The organism is Streptomyces sp. NPDC046900 (assembly GCF_040644975.1).
Taxonomy (GTDB): Bacteria; Actinomycetota; Actinomycetes; order Streptomycetales; family Streptomycetaceae; genus Streptomyces.
Genome location: NZ_JBEYXD010000115.1, coordinates 1 through 20,399, shown reverse-complemented (window position 1 = coordinate 20,399; position 20,399 = coordinate 1). Strand labels below are relative to the sequence as shown.

The following is a 20,399-nucleotide window of genomic DNA, read 5'->3' as shown; positions in this document are numbered from 1 at the left end:
CCGGACGCCGAGACGAACACGAGGGAGCGCGATGACGCAGCAGCCCGCAGCGGGCCGTTCTACAGCCCGTCCGGCGTCCGGCTTCGGTGACGAGATGCGTCGCTCAGGCCGACGCCGGCGGATACAGCGACCTCGGCAGTTGCGAGGCCGCCGCCGCGTCCAGCAGCCACAGGGTGCGTGACCTGCCGCGCGCGCCCGCCGCCGGAGCCTGGATCTCTCCTGCCCCGGACAGCGCGATGGCGACCGCCTGCGCCTTGTCCTCACCGGCCGCCAGCAGCCAGACTTCGCGGGCCGACCGGATCGCCGGGAGCGTGAGCGAGACCCGCGTCGGCGGCGGCTTCGGCGAGCCGTGCACGCCGACCACCGTCCGCTCGGTCTCCCGCACCGCGGGCATCTCCGGGAAGAGCGAGGCCACGTGCGTGTCCGGGCCGACGCCCAGCATCAGGACGTCGAAGGTGGGCACCGCACCGTGGTTCTCGGGGCCCGCCGCCCGTGCCAGCTCCGCCGCGTACGCCTCGGCGGCGGCGTCCACGTCGTTGCCGTACAGGCCGTCCGACGCGGGCATGGCGTGCACGCGCTTCGGGTCCAGCGGCACCGCGTCGAGCAGCGCCTCGCGGGCCTGGGTGTGGTTCCGCTCGGGGTCGCCCTCGGGCAGGAACCGCTCGTCGCCCCACCACAGGTCGATCCGGCCCCAGTCGACGGCGTCCCGGGCGGGAGCGGCGGCGAGCGCGGCCAGCAGGCCGTTGCCGTTGCGCCCGCCGGTCAGCACGACCGAGGCGGAGCCGCGGGACGCCTGGGCGTCCACGACCTTGGTGATCAGCCGGGCGGCCGCGGCCTGGGCCATCAGCTCCTTGTCGCGGTGTACGACGAGTTGTGGGGTGCTCACTTCGCCGCCTTCTTCGCCGGGTGCTTCCCGCCCGTCTTGTGTTCCGCCGCCGGCTCCTGCGCCGCGGCCGGTGCCGGTTTCGCGACGTCTGCCGGAGCCGCGGTCTCGTCGGCCGCCTTGCCGCCGGCCGCCTCGGTCGCGGCCGCGGCGGACTCCGCCCCGGCACCCAGCCGGTCGACGCCGTACCGCAGCGCCGAGGCGTAGGTGTCGTCCGGGTCGAGCCTGCGCAGCTCCTCCGCGATCAGCTCGGCCGTGTCGCGGCGCTTGAGCGCCACCGCGCGGTCCGGCTGCCCGTGGATGGAGAGGGTCGCGAGCGAGCCGTCCGCCCGGTCGAGCACGATCGGGCCGCAGTTCGTGTCCATCCGGACGGCGGTGAGGCCGGGGCCGGAGGAGAGGGAGCGCTTGACGGGGACGCTCAGCCGGTCGGCGAGCCACATCGCGAGCAGCTCACAACTCGGGTTGAACTCCTCGCCCTCCACCTCGACGCCCTTGACGTCGCAGGTGACCTGGTCGAGGGCCGCGGCCAGCATCGAGCGCCAGGGCGTGATGCGGGTCCACGACAGGTCGGTGTCGCCGGGCGTGTAGGCGTCGGCGCGCGCGCTCAGCTCCCGCACCGGCGCCTCGGCCGTGTACGTGTCCGTGACCCGGCGCTGGGCGAGCGCGCCGAGGGGGTCGCTGGCCGGGTCGAGCGGTGCGTTCACCGGCCACCAGGCGACGACCGGCGCGTCCGGCAGCAGCAGCGGCAGCACCACGGACTGGGCGTGGTTCACCACCTCGCCGTACAGCCGCAGCACCACCGTCTCGCCGGTGCCCGCGTCCGCGCCCACCCACACCTCGGCGTCCAGGCGCGAGGTCGTGCGGTCGCGGGGCGAACGCGAGACGCGCTTGATGACCACGAGGGTGCGCGAGGGGTGCTCGCGCGAGGCCTCGTTCGCGGCCTTCAGGGCGTCGTAGGCGTTCTCCTCGTCGGTGACGATGACCAGGGTGAGCACCATGCCGACCGCGGGCGTGCCGATGGCGCGGCGGCCCTGCACCAGCGCCTTGTTTATCTTGCTGGCAGTGGTGTCCGTGAGGTCCATCTTCATGGCCGGCGCCAGCTCCGTCCGTCTCGTTCGAGCATCTCGTCCGCCTCGGCGGGCCCCCAGGTTCCGGCCAGGTACCGAGCGGGCTTGCCGTGCTTGTCCCAGTACTGCTCGATCGGGTCGAGGATCTCCCAGGACCGCTCGACCTCCTCGGTCCGCGGGAAGAGGTTCGAGTCCCCGAGCAGGACGTCCAGGATCAGGCGCTCGTACGCCTCGGGGCTGGACTCGGTGAAGGACTCGCCGTAGGCGAAGTCCATGGACACGTCCCGGATCTCCATCGAGGTGCCCGGCACCTTGGAGCCGAAGCGGACGGTGACGCCCTCATCGGGCTGGACGCGGATGACGACCGCGTTCTGGCCCAGCTCCTCGGTGGCGGTGGTGTCGAAGGGGGAGTGCGGGGCGCGCTGGAAGACGACCGCGATCTCGGTGACCCGGCGGCCCAGGCGCTTGCCGGTGCGCAGATAGAAGGGGATGCCCGCCCAGCGGCGGTTGTCGATCCCCACCTTGATCGCGGCATAGGTGTCGGTCTTCGACTTGGGGTCGATGCCCTCCTCCTGGAGGTAGCCGACCGCCTTCTCGCCGCCCTGCCAGCCGGCCGAGTACTGCGCGAACACGGTGTCACGGCCGAGGTCCCGGGGCAGCCGGACGGCCCCGAGCACCTTGGTCTTCTCGGCCGCGAGCGCGTCCGCGTCGAAGGAGGCGGGCTCCTCCATGGCCGTGAGGGCCAGCAGCTGCAGCAGGTGGTTCTGGATGACGTCACGGGCGGCGCCGATGCCGTCGTAGTAGCCGGCGCGCCCGCCGATGCCGATGTCCTCGGCCATCGTGATCTGCACATGGTCCACGAAGGACCGGTTCCAGATGGGCTCGAACATCGTGTTGGCGAAGCGCAGCGCCAGGATGTTCTGGACGGTCTCCTTGCCCAGGTAGTGATCGATACGGAAGACCTGGTCGGAGGCGAAGACCTCATGCACGATCGCGTTGAGTTCCTCCGCCGACTTCAGGTCGTGGCCGAAGGGCTTCTCGATGACCGCGCGCCGCCAGGAGCCGCCGGTCTGGTCGGCCAGGCCGTGCTTCTTCAGCTGCTGGATGACCACGGGGAAGGACTTGGGCGGCACCGAGAGGTAGAAGGCGAAGTTGCCGCCTGTGCCCTGCGCCTTGTCCAGCTCCTCGATGGTGGAGCGCAGCCGCTCGAACGCGTCGTCGTCGTCGAAGGTGCCCTGGACGAAGCGCATCCCCTGGATGAGCTGCTGCCAGACCTCCTCGCGGAACGGCGTACGGGCGTGCTCCTTGACGGCGTCGTGGACCTCCTTGGCGAAGTCCTCGTGGTGCCACTCGCGGCGGGCGAAGCCGACGAGCGAGAAGCCCGGCGGCAGCAGGCCGCGGTTGGCGAGGTCGTAAACGGCAGGCATGAGCTTTTTACGTGACAAATCGCCCGTAACGCCGAAAATGACCAGGCCCGACGGCCCCGCGATACGCGGGAGCCGTCGGTCCGCGGCGTCACGAAGCGGGTTCGCTCCGTGTACGGATGTCAAGGTCTCAGCCCTCCGAAGGGGCGAGGCGCTGCAGCTCCGCCTCGGTCGACTTGAGCAGGTCGTTCCAGGAACCCTCGAACTTGTCGACGCCCTCGTCCTCCAGGAGCTGGACCACCTCGTCGTACGAGATGCCGAGCCTCTCGATCGCGTCGAGGTCCGCGCGCGCCTGGTCGTAGGTGCCGGCGACGGTGTTCCCACCGATCTCGCCGTGGTCCTCGACGGCCAGCAGGGTGGCCTCCGGCATGGTGTTCACCGTGTTCGGCGCCACCAGGTCCACCACGTACATGGTGTCCTTGTACGCGGGGTCCTTGACGCCGGTGGAGGCCCACAGCGGGCGCTGCTTGTTGGCCCGCGCCTTGTCCAGAGCCAGCCAGCGGTCGCTGCTGAACACCTCTTCGTAGGCCTCGTAGGCGAGTCGCGCGTTGGCGATGGCCGCCTTGCCGCGCAGCGCCTTCGCCTCCGGCGTGCCGATGCCGTCGAGCCGCTTGTCGGTCTCCGTGTCCACCCGGGACACGAAGAAGGACGCCACGGAGTAGATCTTGGACAGGTCCAGGCCGCGCTCCTTGGCCTTCTCCAGGCCGGCCAGGTAGGCGTCCATGACCTTGCGGTAGCGGTCCAGCGAGAAGATCAGCGTGACGTTGACGCTGATGCCGTTGCCGATGGTCTCGGTGATCGCCGGGAGACCCGCCTCGGTGGCCGGGATCTTGATGAGCGTGTTCGGGCGGTCGACCAGCCAGGCGAGCTGCTTGGCCTCGGCGACGGTCGCCCGGGTGTTGTGCGCGAGGCGCGGGTCGACCTCGATCGACACCCGGCCGTCCTGGCCCTGCGTGGCGTCGAACACCGGACGCAGGATGTCGGCGGCGTCCCGGACGTCCGCCGTGGTGATCATGCGGATGGCCTCTTCGACGGTGACCTTGCGGGCGGCGAGGTCGGCGAGCTGCTGCTCGTAGCCGTCGCCCGACGAGATCGCCTTCTGGAAGATCGTCGGGTTGGTGGTGACGCCCACGACGTGCTGCTGGTCGATCAGCTCGGCGAGGTTGCCGGACGTGATCCGCTTGCGCGACAGGTCGTCCAGCCAGATCGCGACGCCTTCTTCGGAGAGGCGCTTGAGTGCGTCTGTCATGGAAAATGCATCTCCTACGTGTCGTATATCAGCGTCAGCGCTGGGCTGCGGCGATCGATTCCCGAGCGGCGGATGCAACGTTCTCGGCAGTGAACCCGAACTCCCGGAAGAGCACCTTGCCGTCGGCCGAAGCACCGAAGTGCTCCAGGGAAACGATGCGACCCGCATCCCCGACGAACCTGTGCCAGGTGAGCCCGATCCCGGCCTCGACCGCGACCCGGGCCTTCACCGACGGCGGCAGGACGCTGTCCCGGTACCCCTGGTCCTGCTCCTCGAACCACTCCACCGACGGCATCGACACGACCCGCGTCGGGATTCCGTCGGCCTGGAGCTGCTCGCGGGCCTCGACGGCGATGTGCACCTCGGAACCGGTGGCGATCAGGATCACCTGCGGCTCGCCACCGTCGGCCTCGAACATCACATAACCACCGCGGACGGTGTCCTCGTTGGGCTCGTAGGTCGGCACGCCCTGGCGGGTCAGCGCGAGACCGTGCGGGGCGCCCTTGCCGAACTCCTTGGTCCAGCGCTTGAGGATCTCGCGCCAGGCGATGGCGGTCTCGTTGGCGTCGGCCGGGCGCACGACGTTCAGGCCCGGGATGGCGCGCAGCGAGGCCAGGTGCTCGACGGGCTGGTGGGTCGGGCCGTCCTCGCCCAGGCCGATGGAGTCGTGGGTCCACACGTACGTCACCGGCAGGTGCATCAGGGCCGACAGGCGCACCGCGTTGCGCATGTAGTCGGAGAACACCAGGAAGGTGCCACCGTAGACGCGGGTGTTGCCGTGCAGCGTGATGCCGTTCATCTCGGCGGCCATCGAGTGCTCGCGGATACCGAAGTGGATTGTCCGGCCGTAGGGGTTCGCCCCCGGCAGCGGATTGTCCGCCGGCAGGAACGAGCTGTTCTTGTCGATGGTGGTGTTGTTCGAGCCGGCCAGGTCGGCGGAGCCGCCCCACAGTTCCGGGACGATCGCGCCGAGGGCCTGCAGCACCTTGCCGGACGCGGCGCGCGTGGCGACCGCCTTGCCCGCCTCGAAGACCGGGAGCTTCTCCTCCCAGCCGGTGGGCAGCTCGCCCTCGCTCATGCGGTCGAACTCGGCGGCGCGCTCCGGGTTGCCCGAGCGCCACTCCTGGAAGGACTTCTCCCAGTCGGCCTTCGCCGCACGGCCGCGATCGAGGGCCTTGCGGGTGTGCTCGATGACCTCGTCGGCCACCTGGAAGCTCTTGTCCGGGTCGAAGCCGAGGACGCGCTTGGTGGCCGCGACCTCGTCCTCGCCGAGGGCCGAGCCGTGTGCGGCCTCGGTGTTCTGTGCGTGCGGAGCCGGCCAGGCGATGATCGAGCGCATCGCGATGAAGGAGGGCCGGTCCGTGACCTTCTTGGCCGCCTCGATCGCGTCGTAGATGGCGTTCGGGTCCAGGTCGCCGTCCGGCTTGGGCGCTACCCGCTGCACGTGCCAGCCGTAGGCCTCGTAGCGCTTGACCGTGTCCTCGGAGACCGCGGTCTCCGTGTCGCCCTCGATCGAGATGTGGTTGTCGTCCCACAGCAGGATCAGATTGCCGAGCTCCTGGTGACCGGCGAGCGAGGACGCCTCGGCGGAGATGCCCTCCTGGAGGCAGCCGTCACCGGCGATGCAATAGATGAAGTGGTCGAAGGGGGAAGTGCCGGGCGCCGCGTCCGGGTCGAACAGACCGCGCTCGTAACGCGAGGCCATGGCCATGCCCACCGCGTTGGCGACACCCTGGCCCAGCGGGCCGGTCGTCGTCTCCACACCCTTGGTGTGCCCGTACTCCGGGTGGCCGGGGGTCTTCGAGCCCCAGGTGCGGAAGGACTCCAGATCGGTCAGCTCCAGGCCGAAACCGGCCATGTAGAGCTGCGTGTAGAGAGTCAGGGACGTGTGGCCGGCGGACAGGACGAAGCGGTCACGGCCCACCCACTGGGGATCCGCCGGGTCGTGGCGCATCACCTTCTGGAAGAGGGTGTAGGCGGCCGGAGCCAGGCTCATCGCCGTACCGGGATGGCCGTTGCCGACCTTCTGTACGGCATCGGCGGCCAGGACGCGGGCGGTGTCGACGGCCCGCTGGTCCAACTCGGTCCACTCGAGGTCTGTTGTGGTCGGCTTGGTGCTCACCCTGGGTCAGGGCTCCTCTCCACATGTCGAATGCCGGTGCACTGGACGCCCACCGGCCGTTGCTGAGCCTACCCCCGTAGGTACGTGCGTCTTTTCGAGTCATTCCAGACTGCCGGGAGTCGTCGTCATCCGCCTCCCGACCGGCCGATCCCGGTCGGCAAGTGAATACGGAGCCGCTCATCCGGCTGCTCAATCGAGCGAGGTTCGGCTCGTGTCCGGTCGCCTTTCCCGGGTCGCGCCCGCCGCTTCCAACACGACCCACCCCCGCGAAGGGCGGGCTGTGGGCAACGTCTAAAGTTGCGTGAGTACGCGCGAGCCTTTACCGGGAATTCACAGCCCGGGCTCGCTGGGATGTCTCTGTCAGGGGTGTACGTGACGGCCGTCGAATCCCGTCCAACGGGTGGGGGCACCGCCCACGCCCTCGAGGCTGCGCGGGAGCTCGGGACGAGCAGCAGCCGGGGCCAGCGGCCGTTTGGGGCCCGGGTCAAGGCCTTCGTGGCGCTCACCAAGCCGCGGATCATCGAGCTGCTCCTGATCACCACCGTACCGGTGATGTTCCTCGCCCAGCAGGGCGTGCCGAGCCTGAGGCTGGTGCTGCTCACCTGCGTCGGCGGCTACCTCTCCGCGGGTGGTGCCAACGCGCTCAACATGTACATCGACCGGGACATCGACGCGCTCATGGATCGCACCTCGCAGCGCCCGCTGGTCACCGGCATGGTCAGCCCCCGTGAGTGCCTCGCCTTCGGCATCACGCTGGCGGTCGTCTCGACGCTGCTGTTCGGTTTCACCGTCAACTGGCTGTCCGCCTGGCTGTCGCTCGGTGCGCTGCTCTTCTACGTCGTCGTCTACACGATGATCCTCAAACGACGTACCTCACAGAACATCGTGTGGGGCGGCATCGCCGGCTGCCTGCCCGTCCTCATCGGCTGGTCGTCCGTCACGAACTCGCTGTCGTGGGCGCCGGTCATCCTCTTCCTCGTCATGTTCTTCTGGACGCCGCCGCACTACTGGCCGCTGTCCATGAAGGTCAAGGACGACTACGCGCGCGTGGGCGTGCCGATGCTGCCGGTCATCGCCTCCAACAAGGTGGTCGCCCGGCAGATCGTCATCTACAGCTGGGTGATGGTCGTGGTCTCCCTGCTGCTCACCCCGCTCGGCTACACGGGCTGGTTCTACACGACGGTCGCCCTCGCGGCCGGCGGCTGGTGGCTGTGGGAGGCGCACGCGCTGCAGAACCGGGCGAGGTCGGAGGCGATGGGCGTGAAGCTGAAGGAGATGCGCCTGTTCCACTGGAGCATCACCTACGTCTCGTTGCTCTTCGTCGCCGTGGCGGTGGACCCCTTCCTCCGGTAGCCGCCGCGGCGGACGTCATCTGCACGACCGACGGGAGGGGTGCGTGGTCAAGGCCACGCACCCCTCCCGTCGCCGTTCGATCTACCCCTCGGTAGCATCCTGGCCATGGCAGACACGCAGCAGGTTGACGAGGGCACGGACGCCAAGCAGGCCGCCAGGGCCGAGCGCAGGGCGACCCGGCTCGCCAAGGAGATCGACGCCTTCGCCAAGGCGCACGGCGGCGCCGAGGGGCAGGTGGCGTACATCGGGCAGCGCGGCGCCAGGATCGTGCTCGTGGGCGAGGACGGCGGCTGGGGTGACCTTGTCGCACCGACGTACGACATCGCCGAGAAGGCCGTGCAGAAGGCCGGAATCACCGTGCACGAGGCCTTCGACGGCGAGCTCGCGGCCAAGGTGAAGACCGGCCCGTACGAGTGGAAGCGCATGGCGGGGATCCAACTGGGCGGTCCGAGCAACACCTGAGACCGGGTTCACCCGTTAGGACCTGAAGAGGACCGGTCCAGACGCGGGGAGTCCGGGTGATCGAAACATCGTCCTTGGTGGACCAGTACTGCCACGGCGTGCTCCGTACCGAGCTGGGCCTCGGCACCTTCGAGGCCCACCTCGCCCGTACGGAGGGGCCGCCGGCGGCCGGCACCACCCTGTTCGACACCCAGACGGGTTTCGCCGTCCGCCGCTGGTGTCCGCCGCTGCTCGGTCTGGAGCCGCACTGCCCGCCCGCCCGCTACCTCGCCCGGCGCCGGGAGCTCGGCGTCCTGGAGTCGGGGCGCAGACTGCTGCGGGGCAGCGGCATCACCACCTATCTCGTCGACACCGGGCTGCCCGGCGATCTCACCGGTCCGGCCGAGATGGCCTCGGCGGGAGCGGCCGAGGCACATGAGATCGTCCGTCTCGAGCTGCTCGCCGAACAGGTGGCCGACACCTCGGGAACGGTGGAGTCGTTCCTCGCCAATCTCGCCGAGTCCATCCACGGGGCGGCGGCGCACGCGGTGGCGTTCACCTCGGTGGCGGGAGTCCGGCACGGTCTGGCCCTGGCGCCCGAGCCGCCGGGGCCGGGCGAGGTACGCGGCGCGGCGGGCCGCTGGCTCGCCGGCCGCCGGGTCGGCGGCACCCTGTCCGACCCCGTTCTGCTGCGCCATCTGCTGTGGAGCGCGGTCGCCTCGGGCCGGCCCCTGCAACTGCACGCGGGCCTCGGCGAACCGGGCCTGCGGATCGACCGCACCGACCCGGTCCTGCTCACCGACTTCGTACGCGCCACGGCCGGGCTCGGCACGGACCTCGTCCTGCTGCACGGCTATCCGTACCACCGGCACGCGGCGCATCTCGCGGGGGTGTTCCCGCACGTGTACGCGGACCTGGGCGCGGCGCTCGTCCGCACCGGTGCCCGGGCTGCCGACGTGCTGGCCGAGATCCTGGAGCTGGCGCCCTTCGGCAAGCTCCTCTTCTCCAGCGGCGCGCACGGACTGCCCGAACTCCATGTGGTCGGGGCCCAGCTGTTCCGTGAGGCGCTCTCCCGGCTGCTGGGGGACTGGGTCGCCGAGGGCGCCTGGTCGCTGGAGGACGCTCAGCGGGTGGCGGGGATGATCGCCGCGGGCAACGCACTGCGGGTGTACGGGCTGAAGTGAGGCCTGCGGCCTCGCGCCGGAGCCGCAGGGCTCCGGCCGGGCGTCACGCGGCCGTCAGGGCCGACTCCGCCGAGGGCCCCGGAAGGCCCGCCGTCGCCTCGGGGCGTTCGCGCAACGCCAGCAGCACCCTGAGCACGCCGATCCACACCAGGCAGGCGCCGAACATGTGCAGGCCCACCAGGATCTCCGGAAGGTGGGTGAAGTACTGGACGTAGCCGATGACTCCCTGGCCCAGCAGGATCAGGAACAGGTCCCGGGTGCGGTGCAGCGGGTTCGCGGGCGCGTCGACCGCCTTGAGGACGAACCACAGGGCGAAGGTGAGCGTCACCACGATCCAGGCGAGCACCGCGTGCAGTTTGGCGATGGTCTCCCAGTCGACGGGGATGCGCTCGACTTCCCGGGAGTCACCGGCGTGCGGACCCGCGCCGGTGACCACGGTGCCCACCGCGATCAGCAGCACCGAGGCGACGACCAGGAACCACACCAGCTGCTGCACGGCCTTGCCGACCAGCGGGCGCGGAGCCGCGTCGCCCTCGCGGGTGCGCTGCCACATGAGCGTGGCCACGGTGATCAGCGCGGTGGAGAGCAGGAAGTGGGCGGCGACGGTGTACGGGTTGAGGCCCACGAGGACCACGATGCCGCCGAGGATCGCGTTGCTCATCACGATCCAGAACTGCGCCCAGCCCAGCCGGGTGAGGCCGCGCCGCCACGGCTTCTGCGAGCGGGCGGCGACGATCGCCCAGCCGACCGCCGCGCACAGCACGTAGGTCAGCATGCGGTTGCTGAACTCGATGACGCCGTGGATGCCCATGGCGCCGGTCGTGGTCAGCGAGTTGTCCGTGCACTGAGGCCAGGTCGGACAGCCGAGTCCGGAGCCCGTCAGGCGCACGGCGCCGCCGGTGACGACGATGACCACCGACATGACGAGCGCGGAGAGCGCCGCCCGCTGAACCGTCCGGGGTTCCGGGGTCCAGCGCGCGGCGATGAAGGCGATCGGGTTGCGCACGGCCGCCACGGCGTCGGCGCGAGTCACGTTTGGCACGCCCCTCATGGTAAGGGGCCGCTTGTGCACGGTTTCACGAGGGGTCGGCCCACGGGAGTCCCGCGAGAAGCCGGGATGTCGCGCAGGGAGCCGCCGGCCGCGATGTTTCCCGATGCCCCGGGGAGCCGGGGTCACTCCCAGCGGAAGAACTTTCCGGCCGCGGCCAGGCCCACGACGGCCCACACCGCCAGCACGCCCAGGTCGCCCCAGGGCGTACCGGCCCCGTGCTGAAGGACGCTCCGCAGACCGTCCGAGAGCGCGGAGATCGGCAGCAGATCGAGCACGTGCTCGGCACCGGAGGGGAACTTGTCCAGCGGCACGATGACGCCGCCGCCCACGAGCAGCAGCAGGAAGACCAGGTTGGCGGCGGCCAGAGTGGCCTCGGCCTTCAGCGTTCCGGCCATCAGCAGCCCGAGTCCGGAGAAGGCCGCCGTGCCCAGCACCAGCAGGAGAAGCACCGCGAGCGGGTTGCCGTGCGGCGACCAGCCCAGCGCGAAGGCGATCACCGTCAGCAGGACCACCTGGAGGATCTCGGTGACCAGGACGGAGGCCGTCTTCGCCGTCATCAGGCCCCAGCGGGGGAGCGGTGAGGAGGCGAGCCGCTTCAGCACGCCGTACCGGCGCTCGAACCCGGTCGCGATGGCCTGTCCCGTGAACGCCGTCGACATCACGGCGAGCGCCAGTATGCCCGGCGTCAGGAAGTCGACTGCCTTGCCGGCGCCGGTGTCCACGACGTCGACGGAGCTGAAGAGGACGAGCAGCAGCGTCGGGATGACCACCGTCAGCAGCAGCTGCTCACCGTTGCGGAGCAGCATCTTCGTCTCGAGCGCGGCTTGCGCCGCGATCATGCGGGGCAGCGGCGCGGCGCCGGGCTTCGGCGCGTGGATACCGACGGTGGTCACGAGCGCAGCTCCCTGCCGGTCAGCTCGAGGAAAACGTCTTCGAGGGTATGCCGTTCGACGGAGATCCGGTCCGGCATCACCCCGTGCTGGGCGCACCAGGAGGTGACCGTGGCCAGCAGTTGCGGATCGACCTTGCCCACGACCCGGTACGCGCCCGGCGTCAGCTCCCCGGCCGTGCAGTCCGCCGGGAGCGCCTTCAGCAGCGACCCCACGTCGAGACCAGGGCGGCCGGTGAAACGCAGGGTGTTCTCGGCGCCGCCACGGCACAGCTCCTCCGGGGAGCCCTGTGCGATGACCCGGCCCCCGTCGATGATCGCGACATCGTCGGCGAGCTGCTCGGCCTCGTCCATGTAGTGCGTCGTGAGGATCACGGAGACCCCGTCGGCACGCAGATCGCGCACGAGATCCCAGGTGGCCCGGCGCGCCTGGGGGTCGAGACCGGCGGTCGGCTCGTCCAGGAACACGAGCTCGGGACGGCCGACGACGGCCATGGCGAGCGCCAGCCGCTGCTGCTGTCCGCCCGACAGCCGCCGGTACGCCGTGCGTCCGCAGCCGCCGAGCCCGAGGCGCTCCATGAGCCCGTCCACGTCCAGCGGATCGGCGTGCAGCTTGGCGACATGGCGCAGCATCTCGTCGGCGCGGGCGCCCGGGTAGACGCCGCCCGACTGGAGCATGACACCTATGCGGGGACGCAGCGCGGAGGCTTCGCGGACCGGGTCGAGACCCAGGACGCGTACCGCGCCGGAATCCGGCTTCCGGTACCCCTCGCAGGTCTCCACCGTGGTCGTCTTGCCCGCCCCGTTGGGCCCCAGTACCGCGGTGATGCCCGCCCGGGCCACCAGGTCGAGGCCGTCCACCGCGGTCTTTGCGCCGTAGCGCTTCACCAGGGACTGGACCTGGACGACCGGCTCACTTCGCATGGGTCCAGAGTCTAGGTAGGCGCCCCGGGCGCGAGACGAGGGGGTCCGGAATCCGGTCGGAGGCCGCGTGAGGGCGTCCGGAAACTACTCCTCGCCCGGCCGGTGCAACGGCAGCCATCGCTCCGCATAGGCCACCGCGTCCGCCACGGGGAACAGCCGTACCCCGGCCGCACCCACCTTCCCCCGGACGACCGTACGGTCCCGCTCGAAATCGTGGCCGAGCTCGTCGAACCGGTCCGAGCTGATCGCCACCTCGGTCACCACCTCCCAGCCGGCCGGGCCCGGCCGGCCCACCCGCACCCGGGGCGCGGGTATCCGGTACTCGGCCAGGTGGAAGCTGGTGCAGGTGCTGTAGCCCGCGCCGAGCAGCAGGACACGGGCGCCCATCGCCTCCAGCCGGGCCAGCGGGCTCTTCTCACCGAGCCGGCAGTCGGGAGCGTGTCCGTCGAGGATCGTCCGGGCGCGCGGGCCGATCGCCGCGAACGAGGTCTGCGGATGGGCGCTGCGTGAGGCACCCGGCCAGGTGCGGACGGTCTCCGGTATCACTCCGACCCCGCGTGACGGTGTGACCAGCGGGTCGTATGCGGGCATGGCGGCGCGGATCGTCTCCCACCACTCCTCGGGCACCGGTGGCCTGCTCCACAGCGCGGGGTCCGAGAGGTCACCCGTCTGGGTCGGCACCACGAGCGTGCCCTCGGGACCGAGCACGTCCAGAAGTCCCTGGACCACCGCGAGGGCGCCACCGCAGACCCAGCCGAGGGAGCTGAGCGAGGAGTGCACGAGGAGGGTCTCGCCGGGGGTGACCCCGAGCGCGCGCAGTTGCGTGCAGACGGTGTCCCGGGTGACAAGAGGGCCGGTGGGAGGGGGTGTGGGCATGGTCCGGGAGTCTTGCCGACAGTCGCGGCGGACGCCACCCGTTTTGATCGATCAGGGATCGTTCACGCAGGTCACCTTAGGTATCCCTAAGTGATGCACGGCACCGGTGCCCGGTCGGACGGCGCTTGTCAGGCTCCGAGGAATTACGCAACAATGGCGTTGTGAAAAACGTCGGCGAAGCTCGGGAGACCCCCACGGGGGCCCCGCAGGAGGAGCTCGCGGCTGGGTTGCGGTCGGATCGCTCGACACGCAACCGGGTCGCGCGGTCCATCCTGGACCACGGGCCGTCGACCGTCACCGAGCTCGCCGGAAGGCTGCAGCTCACCCAGGCGGCCGTACGGCGGCACCTGGACGCGCTCGTCGCCGACGACGTCGTGGTGGCCCGGGAGCAGCGCGTGTACGGCGCGCGTACGCGTGGTCGCCCCGCCAAGGTCTTCGCGCTCACGGACTGCGGCCGTGACGCGTTCGACCAGTCGTACGACAAGCTCGCCGCGGACGCCCTGCGCTTCATCAAGGAGCGGTTCGGCGGGGACGAGGCCGTCGTGGCCTTCGCCCGCGCCAGGATCGCCGAGCAGGCCACCGCCTACCGGGAGGCCATCGAGGCCGCCGACCCGGCACAGCGCACCGAAGCGCTGGCCAAGGCCTTGAGCGCGGACGGGTACGCTGCTACGGCGCGCAGCGCCCCGGTCGGCGAACAGCTCTGCCAGCACCACTGCCCGGTCGCCCACGTCGCGGAACAGTTCCCGCAACTGTGCGAGGTCGAGACGGAGATCTTCTCCGATCTGCTCGGCACGCACGTCCAGCGACTGGCGACGATCGCGCACGGCGACGGTGTCTGTACGACGTTCATCCCGAGAGCGCCCCATGCGCCCCCGGCAGCCGAAGCCACAAAGATTTCCAAGACCACCCACAACGCATCTGCCAGCACGGCCGGGAGGAACCCCGCATGACTCTCCCCACGGAGACTGCTCACCCCGAACTCGAGGGCCTGGGCAACTACGAATACGGCTGGGCCGACTCCGACGAGGCCGGTGCCGCGGCGAAGCGCGGTCTGAGCGAAGACGTCGTCCGCGACATCTCGGCGAAGAAGTCCGAGCCGGAGTGGATGACCAAGCTGCGCCTCAAGGGCCTGCGGCTCTTCGAGAAGAAGCCCATGCCGAACTGGGGCTCGGACCTGTCGGGCATCGACTTCGACAACATCAAGTACTTCGTGCGCTCCACGGAGAAGCAGGCGGAGTCCTGGGAGGACCTGCCCGAGGACATCAAGAACACGTACGACAAGCTCGGCATCCCGGAGGCGGAGAAGCAGCGCCTCGTGGCCGGTGTCGCGGCCCAGTACGAGTCGGAGGTCGTCTACCACCAGATCCGTGAGGACCTGGAGGAGCAGGGCGTCATCTTCCTCGACACCGACACCGCGCTGAAGGAGCACCCGGAGCTCTTCAAGGAGTACTTCGGGACCGTCATCCCGGCCGGTGACAACAAATTCGCCTCGCTGAACACCGCCGTGTGGTCCGGCGGCTCCTTCATCTACGTGCCGCCGGGCGTGCACGTGGAGATCCCGCTCCAGGCCTACTTCCGTATCAACACGGAGAACATGGGCCAGTTCGAGCGGACCCTGATCATCGTCGACGAGGGTGCCTACGTCCACTACGTCGAGGGCTGCACGGCCCCGATCTACAAGTCGGACTCGCTGCACTCCGCGGTCGTCGAGATCATCGTCAAGAAGAACGCCCGCTGCCGCTACACGACCATCCAGAACTGGTCCAACAACGTCTACAACCTGGTCACCAAGCGCGCCGTGGCCTACGAGGGCGCGACCATGGAGTGGATCGACGGCAACATCGGCTCCAAGGTGACGATGAAGTACCCCGCCGTCTACCTGATGGGCGAGCACGCCAAGGGCGAGACCCTGTCCATCGCCTTCGCGGGCGAGGGTCAGCACCAGGACGCCGGCTCCAAGATGGTCCACATGGCGCCGAACACCTCGTCCAACATCGTCTCCAAGTCGGTGGCGCGCGGCGGCGGCCGTACCTCCTACCGCGGCCTGGTCGAGATCGGCGAGGGCGCCGCGGGTTCCAAGTCCAACGTGCTCTGTGACGCGCTGCTCGTCGACACCATCTCCCGCTCGGACACCTACCCCTACGTGGACGTCCGCGAGGACGACGTGTCCATGGGCCACGAGGCGACCGTCTCCAAGGTCTCCGAGGACCAGCTCTTCTACCTGATGAGCCGCGGCCTCTCCGAGTTCGAGGCGATGGCGATGATCGTGCGCGGCTTCGTCGAGCCGATCGCCAAGGAACTGCCGATGGAGTACGCGCTGGAGCTCAACCGGCTGATCGAGCTGCAGATGGAAGGCGCGGTCGGCTGACGGCCGTCCTCGTCCGCAGCAGGCGGCCCGCCTTTCCGCGGCGGGCCGCGGGTCACCACTGACTTAGGAAGAGAGCACAACGACAGCCATGGCTGAGGCCCAGAACTCCCCCACGCTCGGCTCCGCTCGCGCGGGGGGACCCCCACCGGTAGGCAGCACCACCACCGGCTCGATCGCGGTCGCCGCGGAGTCGACCGTCGCCACCCGTATGAGTGCGCCGCCGTCCTTCGACGTGGCGGACTTCCCGGTGCCGCACGGCCGTGAGGAGGAGTGGCGGTTCACGCCGCTGGAGCGGCTGCGCGGCCTGCACGACGGCACCGCGGTGACGAACGGCGCCGGTGTGAAGGTGAGCGTCGAGGCTCCCGAGGGCGTCACCGTCGAGAGCGTCGGCCGGGACGATGCCCGGCTCGGCAGGGCGGGCACCCCGGTGGACCGGGTGGCCGCGCAGGCCTACTCGGCGTTCGAGACGGCCGGCGTGGTCACCGTCCCCAAGGACACGGTGCTCACCGAGCCCGTCCGGATCGCCGTGCACGGCGAGGGCGGGGTGGCCTTCGGTCACCAGGTGATCGAGCTGGGCGCCTTCGCCGAGGCCGTCGTCGTCATCGACCACACCGGTGACGCGGTCCTCGCCGCGAACGTGGAATACGTCCTGGGCGACGGCGCCAAGCTGACCGTCGTCTCGGTCCAGGACTGGGACGACACGGCGGTTCACGCGGCCCAGCACAACGCGCTGGTCGGCCGGGACGCGAGCTTCAAGTCCGTGGTCGTGACCTTCGGCGGCGACGTGGTGCGTCTGCACCCTCGCGTGAACTATGCCGGCACCGGCGGTGAGGCGGAGCTGTACGGCCTGTACTTCACCGACCAGGGCCAGCACCAGGAGCACCGGCTCTTCGTCGACCACAACACCCCGCACTGCAAGTCGAACGTCGCCTACAAGGGCGCGCTGCAGGGCGACGACGCGCACGCGGTGTGGATCGGCGACGTGCTCATCGAGGCCAAGGCCGAGGGCACGGACACCTACGAGATGAACCGCAACCTGGTGCTCACGGACGGCGCCCGCGTCGACTCGGTCCCGAACCTGGAGATCGAGACCGGCGAGATCGTCGGCGCCGGCCACGCCTCCGCCACCGGCCGCTTCGACGACGAGCAGCTCTTCTACCTGATGGCCCGCGGTATCCCGGAGCACGACGCCCGCCGCCTGGTGGTCCGCGGCTTCTTCGCCGAGCTGGTCCAGCAGATCGGCGTCAAGGACATCGAGGAGCGCCTGATCGCCAAGATCGAAGAGGAGCTGGAGGCGTCGGTCGCATGACTGAACCGTCGAAGTTCGTACGCGTCTGCAGGCTGAGCGAGCTGGAGGAGGACACCCCGAAAAGGGTGGAACTCGACGGCACGCCGGTCTCGGTCGTCAAGACCGAGGGCGAGGTGTTCGCGATCAACGACATCTGCTCGCACGCGAACGTCTCCCTCGCCGAGGGCGAGGTCGACGACTGTCACATCGAGTGCTGGCTGCACGGCTCGCGCTTCGACCTCCGTTCCGGAAAGCCCGACGCACTTCCCGCGACGCGCCCCGTCCCCGTTTACCCCGTAAAGATCGAAGGAGACGACGTGCTCGTCTCCCTCACCCAGGAGTCCTGAGGCACCCATGGCAACGCTTGAAATCCGAGACCTGCACGTCACCGTCGAGGCCGACAACGCCACGAAGGAGATCCTCAAGGGCGTCGACCTCACCGTGAAGCAGGGCGAGACGCACGCCATCATGGGCCCCAACGGCTCGGGCAAGTCGACCCTCGCCTACTCGCTCGCGGGTCACCCCAAGTACACGATCACCAGCGGCACCGTTCTGCTCGACGGCGAGGACGTCCTCGCGATGCCCGTCGACGAGCGCGCCCGCGCGGGCCTGTTCCTCGCGATGCAGTACCCGGTCGAGGTCCCCGGCGTCTCCGTCTCCAACTTCCTGCGCACCTCCGCCACCGCGATCCGCGGCGAGGCCCCCAAGCTGCGCACCTGGGTGAAGGAGGTCAAGGAGACCATGGAGCGTCTCAACATGGACCCCTCCTTCGCCGAGCGCAACGTGAACGAGGGCTTCTCCGGCGGTGAGAAGAAGCGCCACGAGATCCTCCAGCTGGAGCTGCTCAAGCCGAAGATCGCGATCCTCGACGAGACGGACTCCGGCCTGGACGTCGACGCGCTGCGCATCGTCTCCGAGGGCGTCAACCGCGTCCGCGAGACCGGCGAGGTCGGCACCCTGCTGATCACGCACTACACGCGCATCCTGCGCTACATCAAGCCCGACTTCGTCCACGTCTTCTCCGGCGGGCGGATCGTCGAGTCCGGCGGTGCCGAGCTCGCCGACAAGCTGGAGGACGAGGGCTACGAGGCGTACACGAAGGGTGGCGTATCCGCGTGACACAGCTGCCGGGCCTCCTCGACACCGAGGCGATCCGCAAGGACTTCCCCGTCCTGGACCGGCTGGTCCACGACGGCAAGAAGCTCGTGTACCTGGACAACGCAGCGACCTCGCAGAAGCCGCGCCAGGTGCTGGACGTCCTCGGCGAGTACTACGAGCGCTACAACGCCAACGTCCACCGCGGTGTGCATGTGCTCGCCGAGGAGGCCACGGCGCTGTACGAGGGCGCGCGCGACAAGGTCGCCGCGTTCATCAACGCGCCGAGCCGCGACGAGGTGATCTTCACCAAGAACGCCTCCGAGTCGCTCAACCTCGTGGCGAACATGCTGGGCTGGGCCGACGAGCCCTACCGCGTCGACCACGACACCGAGATCGTCATCACGGAGATGGAGCACCACTCCAACATCGTTCCGTGGCAGCTGCTGTCGCAGCGCACCGGCGCGAAGCTGAAGTGGTTCGGCCTCACGGACGACGGCCGGCTCGACCTGTCGAACATCGACGAGATCATCACCGAGAAGACGAAGATCGTCTCCTTTGTGCTGGTGTCCAACATCCTGGGCACGGTCAACCCGGTCGAGGCGATAGTCCGCCGCGCCCAGGAGGTCGGCGCACTCGTCTGCATCGACGCCTCCCAGGCCGCACCGCACATGCCGCTGGACGTCCAGGCCCTGCAGGCCGACTTCGTGGCCTTCACCGGCCACAAGATGTGCGGCCCGACGGGCATCGGCGTGCTGTGGGGCCGCCAGGAGCTGCTGGAGGACCTGCCTCCGTTCCTGGGCGGCGGCGAGATGATCGAGACCGTGTCGATGCACTCGTCGACGTACGCTCCGGCGCCCCACAAGTTCGAGGCGGGCACCCCGCCGATCGCGCAGGCGGTCGGCCTCGGCGCGGCGATCGACTACCTGAGCGCGATCGGCATGGACAAGATCCTCGCCCATGAGCACGCGCTCACCGAGTACGCGGTGCAGCGGCTGAGCGAGGTCCCCGACCTGAAGATCATCGGCCCCACCACGGCCGAGGACCGGGGCGCGGCGATCTCCTTCACGCTCGGTGACATCCACCCCCACGACGTGGGCCAGGTCCTCGACGAGCAGGGCATCGCGGTCCGGGTCGGCCACCACTGCGCCCGCCCCGTCTGCCTGCGGTACGGAATTCCTGCGACCACGCGGGCGTCGTTCTATCTGTACTCCACGCCGGCCGAGATCGACGCACTGGTCGAGGGGCTGGAGCACGTACGGAACTTCTTCGGCTGAAGGGCGTGCTGAAACCGTGAAGCTGGATTCGATGTACCAGGAAGTCATCCTGGACCACTACAAGCACCCGCACGGGCGCGGTCTGAGGGATGGCGACGCCGAGGTGCACCACGTCAATCCGACCTGCGGCGACGAGATCACGCTGCGTGTGAAGTACGACGGCACGACGATCAAGGACGTCTCGTACGAGGGCCAGGGCTGCTCCATCAGCCAGGCCTCGGCCTCCGTACTGAACGAACTGCTCGTCGGCAGGGAACTGGCCGAGGCGCAGAAGATCCAGGAGACCTTCCTGGAGCTGATGCAGTCCAAGGGCCGGATCGAACCCGACGACGCGATGGAGGAGGTGCTGGAGGACGCGGTGGCGTTCGCCGGTGTCTCCAAATACCCGGCGCGGGTGAAGTGCGCCCTCCTGAGCTGGATGGCGTGGAAGGACGCGACGGCCCAGGCGCTGGGCGGAGCCGACGCCGAAAGGAAGACGGCATGAGCGACACCGTGGAGATGAAGCCGGTCTCGGAGGAGGAGCTCCGCGAGGCCCTGATGGACGTCGTCGACCCCGAGCTGGGCATCGACGTCGTCAACCTCGGCCTGATCTACGGCATCCACATCGACGAGTCGGCGAACATCGCCACCGTGGACATGACCCTGACGTCGGCGGCCTGCCCGCTGACGGACGTCATCGAGGACCAGGCCAAGTCCGCCACGGACGGTCTCGTCGGCGAGCTGCGGATCAACTGGGTCTGGATGCCGCCGTGGGGCCCCGACAAGATCACGGACGACGGCCGCGAGCAACTCCGGGCGCTCGGGTTCAACGTCTGACACCCACCGGCTTTCCCGGCAGACGAAAGCGGCGGCACCCCACGCGGGCCCCCCCGATACGCGTTAACGTGGTCAAGCCCGGACCTGGTGGG

General features: G+C 69.7%; 20 protein-coding genes. 11 read left to right on the top strand and 9 right to left on the bottom strand.

Annotated features, from left to right (window positions below; translation table 11 throughout):
* Positions 1–103 precede the first annotated feature (103 nt).
* Genes pgl through tkt form a run of 5 tightly spaced genes read right to left on the bottom strand, consistent with a single transcriptional unit; the run spans position 104 to position 6,745 of the window.
* A complete protein-coding gene (gene pgl / locus ABZ904_RS45710; RefSeq protein ID WP_360996884.1) occupies positions 104–886 on the bottom strand; it encodes a 6-phosphogluconolactonase in 783 nt (260 codons plus the stop codon).
* Positions 883–1,971 (bottom strand): glucose-6-phosphate dehydrogenase assembly protein OpcA, encoded by a 1,089-nt coding sequence (gene opcA / locus ABZ904_RS45705; RefSeq protein WP_360996882.1) that lies wholly within the window; start codon positions 1,969–1,971, stop codon positions 883–885. Before opcA ends, pgl begins: the two co-directional genes overlap by 4 nt.
* The gene (zwf, locus tag ABZ904_RS45700; RefSeq protein ID WP_361830026.1) at positions 1,968–3,500 is read right to left on the bottom strand and encodes a glucose-6-phosphate dehydrogenase; all 1,533 of its coding nucleotides are present in this window, start codon (positions 3,498–3,500) and stop codon (positions 1,968–1,970) included. The genes opcA and zwf overlap by 4 nt, the downstream gene beginning before the upstream one ends.
* Positions 3,501–3,504: 4 nt before the next feature.
* On the bottom strand, positions 3,505–4,623 hold the full coding sequence (gene tal / locus ABZ904_RS45695) for a transaldolase (protein WP_359392403.1): 1,119 nt from the start codon (positions 4,621–4,623) through the stop codon (positions 3,505–3,507).
* A 34-nt stretch (positions 4,624–4,657) separates the two neighbouring features.
* The gene (gene tkt / locus ABZ904_RS45690) at positions 4,658–6,745 is read right to left on the bottom strand and encodes a transketolase (RefSeq protein ID WP_359392405.1); all 2,088 of its coding nucleotides are present in this window, start codon (positions 6,743–6,745) and stop codon (positions 4,658–4,660) included.
* 351 nt (positions 6,746–7,096) lie between these two features.
* On the opposite strand from tkt, the gene ABZ904_RS45685 reads away from it, so the two are divergent.
* The 3 genes from ABZ904_RS45685 to ABZ904_RS45675 all read left to right on the top strand — a co-directional run bounded on the left by ABZ904_RS45685 (position 7,097) and on the right by ABZ904_RS45675 (position 9,723).
* Positions 7,097–8,098 carry a heme o synthase gene (locus tag ABZ904_RS45685; protein ID WP_359392407.1) on the top strand — a complete coding sequence of 334 codons (1,002 nt, stop codon included), beginning with the start codon at positions 7,097–7,099 and terminating at the stop codon, positions 8,096–8,098.
* 105 nt (positions 8,099–8,203) lie between these two features.
* The gene (locus tag ABZ904_RS45680; RefSeq protein ID WP_359392409.1) at positions 8,204–8,560 is read left to right on the top strand and encodes a hypothetical protein; all 357 of its coding nucleotides are present in this window, start codon (positions 8,204–8,206) and stop codon (positions 8,558–8,560) included.
* A 56-nt stretch (positions 8,561–8,616) separates the two neighbouring features.
* A complete protein-coding gene (locus ABZ904_RS45675; protein WP_359392411.1) occupies positions 8,617–9,723 on the top strand; it encodes an amidohydrolase family protein in 1,107 nt (368 codons plus the stop codon).
* A gap of 43 nt (positions 9,724–9,766) precedes the next feature.
* Here ABZ904_RS45675 and ABZ904_RS45670 read toward each other — a convergent pair whose 3' ends face one another.
* From ABZ904_RS45670 to ABZ904_RS45655, 4 genes are all read right to left on the bottom strand, one after another.
* Positions 9,767–10,774: a COX15/CtaA family protein gene (locus ABZ904_RS45670; RefSeq protein ID WP_359392413.1), complete on the bottom strand. Its 1,008-nt coding sequence runs from the start codon at positions 10,772–10,774 to the stop codon at positions 9,767–9,769.
* 122 nt (positions 10,775–10,896) lie between these two features.
* Positions 10,897–11,613: an ABC transporter permease gene (locus tag ABZ904_RS45665; RefSeq protein WP_360996931.1), complete on the bottom strand. Its 717-nt coding sequence runs from the start codon at positions 11,611–11,613 to the stop codon at positions 10,897–10,899.
* A 50-nt stretch (positions 11,614–11,663) separates the two neighbouring features.
* A complete protein-coding gene (locus tag ABZ904_RS45660; protein ID WP_359392415.1) occupies positions 11,664–12,587 on the bottom strand; it encodes an ABC transporter ATP-binding protein in 924 nt (307 codons plus the stop codon).
* An 84-nt stretch (positions 12,588–12,671) separates the two neighbouring features.
* Positions 12,672–13,463 carry an AAC(3) family N-acetyltransferase gene (locus ABZ904_RS45655; protein WP_359392417.1) on the bottom strand — a complete coding sequence of 264 codons (792 nt, stop codon included), beginning with the start codon at positions 13,461–13,463 and terminating at the stop codon, positions 12,672–12,674.
* Between the two features lie 161 nt (positions 13,464–13,624).
* Between ABZ904_RS45655 and ABZ904_RS45650 the strand changes: the two genes are divergently transcribed.
* The 8 genes from ABZ904_RS45650 (at position 13,625) to ABZ904_RS45615 (ending at position 20,307) form a co-directional block, all read left to right on the top strand.
* On the top strand, positions 13,625–14,413 hold the full coding sequence (locus tag ABZ904_RS45650) for a metalloregulator ArsR/SmtB family transcription factor (RefSeq protein ID WP_359392419.1): 789 nt from the start codon (positions 13,625–13,627) through the stop codon (positions 14,411–14,413).
* Positions 14,410–15,831 carry a Fe-S cluster assembly protein SufB gene (gene sufB, locus ABZ904_RS45645; RefSeq protein ID WP_359392421.1) on the top strand — a complete coding sequence of 474 codons (1,422 nt, stop codon included), beginning with the start codon at positions 14,410–14,412 and terminating at the stop codon, positions 15,829–15,831. The genes ABZ904_RS45650 and sufB overlap by 4 nt, the downstream gene beginning before the upstream one ends.
* Positions 15,832–16,039: 208 nt before the next feature.
* The gene (gene sufD / locus ABZ904_RS45640) at positions 16,040–17,140 is read left to right on the top strand and encodes a Fe-S cluster assembly protein SufD (protein ID WP_359392571.1); all 1,101 of its coding nucleotides are present in this window, start codon (positions 16,040–16,042) and stop codon (positions 17,138–17,140) included.
* The gene (locus tag ABZ904_RS45635) at positions 17,137–17,466 is read left to right on the top strand and encodes a non-heme iron oxygenase ferredoxin subunit (RefSeq protein WP_359392423.1); all 330 of its coding nucleotides are present in this window, start codon (positions 17,137–17,139) and stop codon (positions 17,464–17,466) included. The genes sufD and ABZ904_RS45635 overlap by 4 nt, the downstream gene beginning before the upstream one ends.
* Before the next feature lie 7 nt (positions 17,467–17,473).
* On the top strand, positions 17,474–18,238 hold the full coding sequence (gene sufC / locus ABZ904_RS45630; RefSeq protein WP_359392425.1) for a Fe-S cluster assembly ATPase SufC: 765 nt from the start codon (positions 17,474–17,476) through the stop codon (positions 18,236–18,238).
* Positions 18,235–19,491: a cysteine desulfurase gene (locus ABZ904_RS45625; protein ID WP_359392427.1), complete on the top strand. Its 1,257-nt coding sequence runs from the start codon at positions 18,235–18,237 to the stop codon at positions 19,489–19,491. The genes sufC and ABZ904_RS45625 overlap by 4 nt, the downstream gene beginning before the upstream one ends.
* 16 nt (positions 19,492–19,507) lie before the next feature.
* Positions 19,508–19,975, top strand: a complete 468-nt coding sequence (gene sufU / locus ABZ904_RS45620) for a Fe-S cluster assembly sulfur transfer protein SufU (RefSeq protein ID WP_359392429.1) — start codon at positions 19,508–19,510, stop codon at positions 19,973–19,975.
* Positions 19,972–20,307, top strand: coding sequence for a metal-sulfur cluster assembly factor (locus ABZ904_RS45615; RefSeq protein WP_359392431.1), 336 nt, complete (start codon positions 19,972–19,974; stop codon positions 20,305–20,307). The genes sufU and ABZ904_RS45615 overlap by 4 nt, the downstream gene beginning before the upstream one ends.
* Positions 20,308–20,399 lie beyond the last annotated feature (92 nt).

What these genes read in the sequence shown, in the direction of transcription:
- ABZ904_RS45680 (WP_359392409.1), top strand. Translation starts at nt 8,204, where the DNA reads ATGGCAGACACGCAGCAGGTTGACGAGGGCACGGACGCCAAGCAGGCC.
- ABZ904_RS45635 (WP_359392423.1), top strand. Translation starts at nt 17,137, where the DNA reads ATGACTGAACCGTCGAAGTTCGTACGCGTCTGCAGGCTGAGCGAGCTG.
- ABZ904_RS45685 (WP_359392407.1), top strand. Translation starts at nt 7,097, where the DNA reads ATGTCTCTGTCAGGGGTGTACGTGACGGCCGTCGAATCCCGTCCAACG.
- ABZ904_RS45615 (WP_359392431.1), top strand. Translation starts at nt 19,972, where the DNA reads ATGAGCGACACCGTGGAGATGAAGCCGGTCTCGGAGGAGGAGCTCCGC.
- opcA (WP_360996882.1), bottom strand. Translation starts at nt 1,971, where the DNA reads ATGAAGATGGACCTCACGGACACCACTGCCAGCAAGATAAACAAGGCG.
- tal (WP_359392403.1), bottom strand. Translation starts at nt 4,623, where the DNA reads ATGACAGACGCACTCAAGCGCCTCTCCGAAGAAGGCGTCGCGATCTGG.
- sufC (WP_359392425.1), top strand. Translation starts at nt 17,474, where the DNA reads ATGGCAACGCTTGAAATCCGAGACCTGCACGTCACCGTCGAGGCCGAC.
- sufD (WP_359392571.1), top strand. Translation starts at nt 16,040, where the DNA reads ATGAGTGCGCCGCCGTCCTTCGACGTGGCGGACTTCCCGGTGCCGCAC.
- ABZ904_RS45655 (WP_359392417.1), bottom strand. Translation starts at nt 13,463, where the DNA reads ATGCCCACACCCCCTCCCACCGGCCCTCTTGTCACCCGGGACACCGTC.
- ABZ904_RS45665 (WP_360996931.1), bottom strand. Translation starts at nt 11,613, where the DNA reads ATGATCGCGGCGCAAGCCGCGCTCGAGACGAAGATGCTGCTCCGCAAC.
- ABZ904_RS45660 (WP_359392415.1), bottom strand. Translation starts at nt 12,587, where the DNA reads ATGCGAAGTGAGCCGGTCGTCCAGGTCCAGTCCCTGGTGAAGCGCTAC.
- sufB (WP_359392421.1), top strand. Translation starts at nt 14,410, where the DNA reads ATGACTCTCCCCACGGAGACTGCTCACCCCGAACTCGAGGGCCTGGGC.
- ABZ904_RS45670 (WP_359392413.1), bottom strand. Translation starts at nt 10,774, where the DNA reads ATGAGGGGCGTGCCAAACGTGACTCGCGCCGACGCCGTGGCGGCCGTG.